We start from the raw sequence: 5780 nt of genomic DNA on the forward strand, positions 1-5780 counted from the left end.
TCGCGCATCTCCGGATCGCGCTCGTCGCCGTATTCGACTCTGCGCAAGTCTCGGCGGTAGCTCTCGGTGTTGTTCAGGAAAGTCACGAAGTCGGAAATGCCGACGATGTCGATCGCCCCGGCGATGCGCTCGGCGTAGTGCACGCTGGCCGCCAGGCTCATGTAGCCGCCGTAGCTGCCGCCTGCTACCAGCACGCGCGAGGCGTCGAGGCCGGGCTGCGCGGCGATCCAGTCGAACAGGCTGCCCAGGTCCTTGACGGCGTCCTCGCGCTGAAAGCCGTTGTCCAGGGTGAGGAAGGTCTTGCCGTAGCCCGCAGAGCCGCGCACGTTGGGCTCGATGATGGCGACGCCCAACTCGTTGATCAGGTAGTTCCAGCGGCCGAGAAAACCCAGGCTGGCCTGGCCCTCGGGGCCGCCATGCACCAGCACCACCACCGGCCGTTTGCCGGTGAAGCGGGCGGGCGGCGGGCTCAGCACGCCGGAGATTTCGCGGCCGTCGAAGCTCGTCCAGCGCACGATGCGCTGCGGCAGGAAGCTGGCAGCGTCCAGGCCCGGCGGCACGTAGGGGCGGGTCCAGGGCTGCACCGTGCGCGCAGCCGCATCGAGCGCGTAGAGCTGGTTCGGCCCCTGCGCGCTGTCGACCGCGAAAGCCAGCCGGTTCGTTGCCGGGTGGAAGCCCACGCTGTTGACACTGCCCGGCGGCAGGGGCGGCACCGGCCGCTCGCGCAGGCTGTCGGCGTCGAAGAGGCGCAGCTCGGTGCGGCCATCGACGTTCATGCGCAGCGCGATCTGTGCGCCGTCATCGCTGAGGGCGACACCGCTCGCGTCCCAGGAGATGTGGCCGGTGATGCGCTGCAAGCCGCCGCTCGCGAAGTCGTGGAGCATCAGCTCGCGGAACTCGCCGGCGCGGTCGCTCACCACGAACAGGCCCGAGCCGTCGCGCTTGAAGCCGATCGGGAAATGGGTCGCCTTGACCGCCTCGCTCTTGGCCGGCAGCAACTGCGTCGGCGTGCCGGTGGCCAGGTCGATCAGCCAGACCTGCGATTCGGTGGCCGAGCGGTAGCGTGTGATGGCGAGCCGGCGGTCGTCCCAAGACACCGTGCCGCCGAACCAGCCGGGGCCGGGCAGCTCGGCCAGCTTGCGCCGGGCCTCGGGGTGCAGCGGATCCATCAGCCACAGCGTCGTGCCCGGGTTCGCGCGGCGGCCCTCCTGCGCGGTGCGGTCCAGCGGCACCGAGGTGACGAGCAGCACCGAGCGGCCGTGCAACCAGTCGACGATGCTGTGGCGCTCATCAGGGTCGGTGAGCAGACTGATCTGGCGGGTGTCGAGATCGAGCCGGTAGAGCTGGTCGGCCTCGTTGCCGCCGGCGCTGCGCGAAAACACGAGGTAGCGGCCATCGGTGGGCTCGTAGGTCGCCTCGCGGACCGGATCGGCGAAGTCGGTGAGCTGCTCGAGCGGCGCCAGGGGCGCCGTGGCGCGGAACAACTGCGCGGTGTTGGCGCCGGCCTTGCGGTGGGTGACCAGCATCTCGCTTCTTCGCGGATGCCAATCGACGAAGCCGTGGCCGCGAAAGTCGGTGTACTGCTCGACCTGGCGCACCAGCGACATCGGAATCGGCGGAATGCCCTGCACGAACAGGTTCTCGTTGGGCAGCAGCGTGCCGGCACTCGGCGAGGAAGCCGGCGGCGTGCTGCAGGCAGCGCTCAGCAGGCCCGCGGCGGCTGCGGTGACGATCAGGGCCAGGCGGCGGCGCCGGTTCAGACCCGTCGTCATCGGCTTTCCTCCAGGCCGAACTCCTTGGCAAGCAGGGCATACGAGTGGCGGCGCACCGCCGGCGCATGGGCCCAGGTGTTGATCACCAGTTCTTCGAGTTCCAGGCTTGCGGCCAGCGCCCGGAGCTTGTCGGCCACTTGCCGGGCCGTGCCGACGAAGGCCTTGCGCTGCCCGGCTTCGACAGCGGCCCGCTCGTCTTCGCCGAAGCCGCGCGCGGCGATGTCGTCGGGCGCCTGTAATGGGCCGAGACGCCCGCGCAGGTAATCGGCGCGCCAGCGGTCGCGGCTCAAGGCGTGGTGGCGAGCTTCGGCCTCGCTGTCTGCGGCCAGGGCCCAGACGCAGATCGTGACTTCGGGCAACGGGTGCCGCTCGCTCGGCCGGTACAGGCTGCGGTAGAGCTCGAGCGCCTGCTCGACGCCTTGGCCGTCCATGAAGAAATACGCGAACGCATACGGCAGGCCCAGGTGCGCGGCGAGCCGCGCACCGTAGTCGGAGCTGCCCAGAATCCACAGTTGCGGCGCGTGGACGCCGTTCGGGGCTTCGGCCGGCCCGCCGCGCGGATGCGCAATGAGGCCGCGGTGCTGCGCGCCGCTGCTCCAGGCCTGCAGGTCGAGCACCTGCTCGGGGAAGTCTTCCGCACCCGGCCGCGCATGCGGGTTCAGCGCCAGCGCGCTGCGCCGGTCGCCGCCCGGCGCGCGCCCCACGCCGAGGTCGATGCGCCCCGGCGCCAGCGCGTCGAGCACGCGGAACTGTTCGGCCACCTTGAACGCCGAGTAGTGCGGCAGCATGACGCCGGCGCTGCCGAGACGGATGCGCTCGGTGCGCGCCGCGATCGCCGCCAGCAGTACCTCGGGCGCCGTGCCCACGATGCTGGGCAGACTGTGGTGCTCACTGAGCCAGAAGCGGTGGTAGCCGAGTGCCTCGCAATGTGGCGCGAGCGAGAGCGTGTCGCGGATCGCGTCGGCCTCGCTGGCGCCGGCGAGGGCGACCGATTGATCGAGAACGGAAAGTTTCATGCGGTGGGTGTGCGGTAGGCGCGCGGTGGGCGTCGCTCGCATGGGCTGTCTGCCGCGCATTGTCGGCAGGCCACCGCGCCGCTGCGGCCGCTGCGCCGGGCGCCACTGCCCGCGGCAGGGGCAGCGCCGCATCAGCCCCGCGCGGCGCGTGCGCGTTCGCGCAGCATGAAGAGGTAAAGGCTTTCCACCTTCTCGCGCGCCCACGGCGTCTTGCGCAGGAACTTCAGGCTCGACGCGATGCTCGGCTCGCTGGTGAAGCAGCGGATGGCGATGCGCTCGCCGAGGCCCGGCCAGCCGAAATAGGCCACCAGCTCGGTGAGCATCGCCTCGAGCGTCAGCCCGTGCAGCGGGTCGCGCGGCGGGGGTGCGGTCATGGGCCGGGTCATCGAAGCGGGGGCCTGAGCGCGCCGACACGGCGCTCCTCGAAGGCCGGCGCCCCGCAAGAAAAAACGGCGGCCGAAGCCGCCGTGGATGACATTGCTTGCGCGCGAACGCTCAAGTCGGGGTCGGCGAGATGCCAGCGATCGCCCACTCGCGCTCGCCCTGCACCGGCTTGACGAGGTGCCAGAGTTCGTCGAAGGGCTCGGCCGTCCCGCCGGCGTCCTCACGAATCAGGCCGTGGAAGCGCACCGACACGACCCACTGGCCGTCTTCCTGCGCGGTGTCGAGCACCTCGGCTTCCAGTTGCACCACGTCGGTCTTCTGGGCGGCGGGGCCGCGCTCCTGAAGGTCCAGGCGCAAGGAGGCGAACAACTCGGGCGTCGTGAATCGGCGCAGGTCGTCCACTTCCGCGGCGTCGTTGGCCGCTTGCAGGCGAATGAAGATCATCTTGGCGATGCGCTCGAACTCCGCGGCGTCGAAGCCGGCGGGTTGCACTGCCGAGATGCGGGAATCGACGGCGCTGCCGGCGGCTACTGCTGGCGTCGCAAGGGCGCTGCGCTGCATCGGTTCGGGCTCCTCGGCCCCCGGCCCACCGCGCGGTGCCCCGGCGCCGGCGAACTGCAGATTGCCCGGGGCGGCCCGTGCCGTCGGTGCGCCGACATTCAGGCGCCGCATCAGCCAGCGGATGGCGATGAAGGCCACCGCCGCGAGCAGCAGGAGGGTGACGAAGTTGGCCAGGCCCTCGCCGAAGCCGAAGTGGCTCAGCAGCGCGGCGATGCCCAGGCCGGCCGCCAGGCCAGCAAGGGGGCCCATGAACGAACGCCTGCCTGCCGTCGCCGCTGCGCCGGCAGCAGCCGGGGCGGCTGCGGTTGCGCCGGGGCTGGGCTTGGGCGCGACGTCGGCCTGCTTGGGCGGCATCTGCCGCTGCATGCCGGCCGCCCGGCCGCCGCCCAGGCGGCGCGCTTCGGCATCGGTGGGGGCGAAATTGAGCGTCACCCCGGCCAGCGCCATCGAAAGTGCTATCAGCAATGTCTTCACAACGGTCTCCTCGATCAGTTCATTCAGGCCGCCTCGGTGCGGCACTTGCCGTCAGACCCCGTTCGAGTCGTTCGGTTCAGCGCAACACCGTTCGGTGGGTTGCGGTCCAAGACTGCATGCTACGCGGCCTGACTCGACGGGATCCATCGCCGCGCCAGCCGCACGAGTCGCACACAGCAATCCGAGGGCCTGTCGCACCCGCAAACGCTGCGCCGCGATATCGTCGCGCCAGCGAAATGGCGCGCAGGCTCAACGCGGGGGCGGCACTGTCGGATCGAAGAGCCGTTGCCGCATCCAGGCGAGTGCCCGCGCCACGTCGGGCCGCTGGCGAACCAATTGCGGGGTGACGGAGACGGTCCGTCCCTCCTGCCGTTCGGCCAGCGCGAAGGAGAAGGTGTAGTAGGGCTCCTGGCCCATGCGCAGGTCGCTCATCACGAGGCGGCCTTCCACCTCGGTGGTCTTGAAGAAGCCGCGGCTGAACCAAGCCAGGCGCTCGGCGTGCTGATTGCCGCGCAACGCCTCGAACAAGACCTCGCCGCGCGGGAAAGCGTCGAAGCTCATGCGCCGCTGGTCGTCGAAGAGCGAACGAAACCCCTCCAGGTAGCCTTCGGGCGTGATGGCCACCACCCGCCACAGCAGCGTGTTGAAGGGCGTGGGGGTGACCAGCAGGCGCTCCACCGTCACACCCTGCTCTCGCAGTGCATCTCTCGCAACCGACTCGACCCGCTGCTGCGCGGCGAAGCTCCAGGCCAGGTAGGCGCTGCTCAGCGCCAGACCGGCCAGGTTCCAGCGCAAGCCCCGCCGGTTACGCGCGGCGAGTGCGCCGCCCACGCCGACCAGCAGCGGCAGCGTGTAGAGCGGATCGATGATGAAGATGCTGCCCACGCCGTAGGGATGGTCGGTGAAGGGCAGGGCGAGCTGGGTGCCGTAGACCGTCATCGCATCGAGCAGCGGGTGGGTCACCAGCACCAGCCAGACGGCAAGCCACCAGCGCTTGAAGCGATCGGTCTCGCCGTGCAGCCGGGCGATCAGGCCGGCGAGCAGCGGCGCGAGCAGCGTCAGATAGAAAAGCGCATGGCTCTGCGCGCGGTGCCAGGTCATGTTGCTGACCGGGTCGCCGTGGTCGATGAAGGAATCCAGGTCTGGCAGCGTGCCGCAGACGGCGCCCCAGAGCGCCGCCTTCCACACGGCCGTGCGTCGGCCCATCACGCCGATGCCGACCGCCGCGCCGAGTGCCAGTTGAGAGAGCGAATCCATGGCGGCGCATTGTGGTGCGGGTGGGCCGGGCCTGCGCGCACGCGCAAGGGCGCCGGCTGCTAGAGTCGGTTCCGCCGGGCGTGGCTCGGCATAACAGCATCAGGAGTACAGACGATGCCCGCAGCAAGCTTCACGTACCGTGCCGCGTCCCTGCTCGTGTGTGCATGCGCCGCGCTGTCGCTGGCTCCGGTGGCCGTGGCCGCGCCGGGTGGCCTGCCCACCAACGTGCAGCACACCGACTCCTCGCCGCAGTGGGAAAAACTGCGCACCGCGCTCTTCCAGGACCGCAAGGTGGAAGCCGGCACTGGCAAGGTCG

General features: G+C 70.4%; 5 protein-coding genes and 1 pseudogene. 1 reads left to right on the forward strand and 5 read right to left on the reverse strand.

What is annotated here, in order from left to right:
* The 5 genes from H0W38_RS15320 to H0W38_RS15340 all read right to left on the reverse strand — a co-directional run.
* On the reverse strand, positions 1-1772 hold a 1772-nt coding region (locus H0W38_RS15320; RefSeq protein ID WP_292455582.1), incomplete at its 3' end, for a prolyl oligopeptidase family serine peptidase.
* Positions 1769-2788: an LLM class flavin-dependent oxidoreductase gene (locus H0W38_RS15325; protein ID WP_292455585.1), complete on the reverse strand. Its 1020-nt coding sequence runs from the start codon at positions 2786-2788 to the stop codon at positions 1769-1771. The genes H0W38_RS15320 and H0W38_RS15325, both read right to left, overlap by 4 nt.
* A 131-nt stretch (positions 2789-2919) precedes the next feature.
* A complete protein-coding gene (locus tag H0W38_RS15330; protein ID WP_292455588.1) occupies positions 2920-3174 on the reverse strand; it encodes a VF530 family protein in 255 nt (84 codons plus the stop codon).
* A gap of 109 nt (positions 3175-3283) precedes the next feature.
* Positions 3284-4207, reverse strand: coding sequence for a Tim44 domain-containing protein (locus H0W38_RS15335; RefSeq protein ID WP_292455591.1), 924 nt, complete (start codon positions 4205-4207; stop codon positions 3284-3286).
* 249 nt (positions 4208-4456) lie between these two features.
* Positions 4457-5464, reverse strand: a complete 1008-nt coding sequence (locus H0W38_RS15340) for a metal-dependent hydrolase (protein WP_292455593.1) — start codon at positions 5462-5464, stop codon at positions 4457-4459.
* A gap of 114 nt (positions 5465-5578) precedes the next feature.
* Here H0W38_RS15340 and H0W38_RS15345 point away from each other — a divergent pair.
* Positions 5579-5780 (forward strand): annotated as a pseudogene (locus H0W38_RS15345) (hypothetical protein); the annotation flags it as partial.

It is taken from the genome of Methylibium sp., assembly GCF_013817365.1.
Taxonomy (GTDB): Bacteria; Pseudomonadota; Gammaproteobacteria; order Burkholderiales; family Burkholderiaceae_C; genus Methylibium.

Excerpts from the sequence above, each read along its gene's own strand:
- H0W38_RS15325 (WP_292455585.1), bottom strand. The coding sequence starts at position 2,788 with ATGAAACTTTCCGTTCTCGATCAATCGGTCGCCCTCGCCGGCGCCAGC.
- H0W38_RS15330 (WP_292455588.1), bottom strand. The coding sequence starts at position 3,174 with ATGACCCGGCCCATGACCGCACCCCCGCCGCGCGACCCGCTGCACGGG.
- H0W38_RS15340 (WP_292455593.1), bottom strand. The coding sequence starts at position 5,464 with ATGGATTCGCTCTCTCAACTGGCACTCGGCGCGGCGGTCGGCATCGGC.